Source organism: uncultured Thiodictyon sp. (assembly GCF_903828115.1).
Classification (GTDB): Bacteria; Pseudomonadota; Gammaproteobacteria; order Chromatiales; family Chromatiaceae; genus Thiodictyon.
Genome location: NZ_CAIKKU010000436.1, coordinates 1 through 2,667, shown reverse-complemented (window position 1 = coordinate 2,667; position 2,667 = coordinate 1). Strand labels below are relative to the sequence as shown.

Genomic DNA, 2,667 nt, shown 5'->3' with positions numbered 1-2,667 from the left:
GCCTTCAGTACCCAATGTACCCACAACGGTTGTCCGCTCAGCTACGACCCGGTCGCGCGTACCTTCAAGTGCGGCTGTCATTTCAGCATCTTCGATCCGGAGATGCATGGTCAGATGGTGGACGGGCAGGCGACCGAGAACCTGCCGCGCATCCTGCTCGAACATGACGCCCAGGACGACACCCTCTACGCCGTGGCGGTCGAGGGACTCATCTACGGCCGCCAATGCAACCTGCTGTGATCGGGAGACACCCATGACCCAATACCGAGACCGGATTCCGCTGCCGCCACCGGATGCGCAGCGCACCAACATGACCTGCCATTTCTGCATCGTCGGCTGTGGCTATCACGTCTACAAGTGGCCGGAGAACCGTGAGGGCGGACGCGCCCCGGAGGAGAATGCCCTCGGGCTCGACTTCCGCCAGCAGATCCCGGCGCTTGGCATCATCATGACCCCGCCCATGCACAACGTCGTCACCGACCGCGATGGCAGCCGGCATCACATCATGATCCTGCCGGACAAGCAGTGCGTGGTGAACCAGGGCCTGTCCTCCACCCGTGGCGGTCAGATGGCGAGCGTGATGTTCAGTGGCGAGGGCGCTTCGCGCCAGCGGCTGCGCTATCCCATGGTCTTTACCGGGGACGACTGGGTGGAGACCAACTGGGATCATGCGCTCCTGGTCTATGCCGGGGTCACCAAGCATCTCCTCGACACCAGCGGCCCGGATCAGATCGCCTTCAACGCTTTCGATCACGGCGGCGCCGGGGGCGGGTTCGAGAACACCTGGGGTAGCGGTAAGCTGATGTTCAGCGCCATCGGCACCCAGTTGGTCCGTATCCACAACCGCCCCGCCTACAACTCCGAGTGCCACGCCACCCGCGACATGGGGATCGGCGAGCTGAACAACAGCTACGAGGACTCGGAGGTCGCCGACACTCTCCTCTACGTCGGTGCCAACGGCTATGAGACCCAGACCAATTATTTTCTGGCCCACGCCATGCCGAATATGACGGGCGCGAGCGTGGAGAAAAAAAAACACTGGTTTCCCGGCGAGACTGCGGAGAAGGCAAAAGTCATCTTCATCGATCCACGCCGCAGCCTCACGCTATCAGTGGCCGAGCACATCGCCGGCAAAGATAACATCCTGCATCTGGCCATCGCCCCCGGCACCGACACGGCCCTCTTCAACGGCCTGCTCACCTACGTGGTGGACAAGGGCTGGCACGACCAGGAGTTCATCGCCGCCCACACCACGGGCTTCGAGGAGGCGCTGGCGGCCAACCGCATGGACCTCAAGACATGCAGCAAGGTCACCGGAGTGCCCGTCGCCGACATCGAAAAGGCCGCCGACTGGGCCTATGCCCCCAAGGCATCGGGCCATCCCAAGCGCACCATGCATGGTTACGAGAAGGGAATTATCTGGGGCAATGACAATTACCGCATCCAGTCCGCCCTAGTGGATCTGGTGCTGGCCACCCACAACGTCGGCCGTCGCGGCACCGGCGTGGTCCGCATGGGCGGTCATCAGGAGGGCTATGCCCGGCCGCCTTATCCGGGTGGGCGCCCATCCAAGTACGTCGACGAGGAGATCATCAAGGGCAACGGCAAGATGCTCACGGTGTGGGCGACCAATTCCTTCCAGTCCACCCTCAACGCCGAGGAATATCGCGAGGCGGTCTACCGCCGCGCCGGCATCGTGCGCGATGTCATCAGCAAGGCGCGTGGGGCAAGCGCCGTCGAGCTGACCGACCTGATCGTCGATGCGGTGGAAAACCGCGGTGGACTGTTCGTCGTCAATATCGACCTCTACCGCACCAAGTTCTCCGATGCCGCCCACCTACTCCTGCCAGCCGCCCACCCAGGCGAGATGAACCTCACCGCCATGAACGGCGAGCGGCGGATGCGGCTCTCCGAGCGCTTCATGGACCCGCCGGGGGACGCCAAGCCAGACTGCCTGATCGCCGCCGACATCGCCAACACCCTCAAGGCGATGTACGACAAAGAGGGCAACGCCAAGATGGCCAAGCGCTTTGCGGGCTTCGACTGGAAGACCGAGGAGGACGCCTTCAACGATGGCTTCCGCAAACCCGCCGGCATCGACAGTCAGGGCGGCCCCACGGGGGATCTGGCGACCTATGATCGGCTGCGTGCCATGGGCACCAATGGGGTCCAGTTGCCGATCAAGGAGTACAAGGACGGCCAGCTGATCGGCACCGAGATGATCTATACGGATTACAAGTTCGACACCAAGGACGGCAAGGCCCACTTCCTGCCCTCGCCCTGGACCGGCCTGCCCGGAACGGTTGAGGCTCAGAAGAAAAAGCACCGTTTCTGGATCAACAACGGCCGCACCAACCACATCTGGCAGACCGCCTATCACGATCGCTATCTGTCGTTCCGGCGCGACCGCTTCCCCATGTCACCGCTGGAGATGAATCCGGACGATGCCAAGAGTCTGGGGATTCAGTCCGGGGACATTGTGGAGCTGCACAACGACTTCGGCTCCGCTTTCGCCATGGCCTACCTGGAGCCGGACATCGCCAAAGGCCAGACCTTCATGATGTTCGGGTATGACAACGGGGTGGTCGGCGACGTCGTCACCGACTGGACCGACCGCAACCTGATCCCCTACTACAAGGGCACCTGGGCGGACATCCGCAAGGTCGG

The 2,667-nt window shown here is 62.8% G+C and carries 2 protein-coding genes; both read left to right on the top strand.

Features of this window, described 5'->3' with window-relative positions:
* The coding region (locus QZY48_RS15990; protein WP_295432621.1) for an arsenate reductase (azurin) small subunit at positions 1-240 on the top strand (240 nt) is incomplete at its 5' end.
* A 13-nt stretch (positions 241-253) separates the two neighbouring features.
* A partial coding sequence (locus QZY48_RS15985) for an arsenate reductase (azurin) large subunit (protein WP_295432618.1) occupies positions 254-2,667 on the top strand: 2,414 nt, incomplete at its 3' end.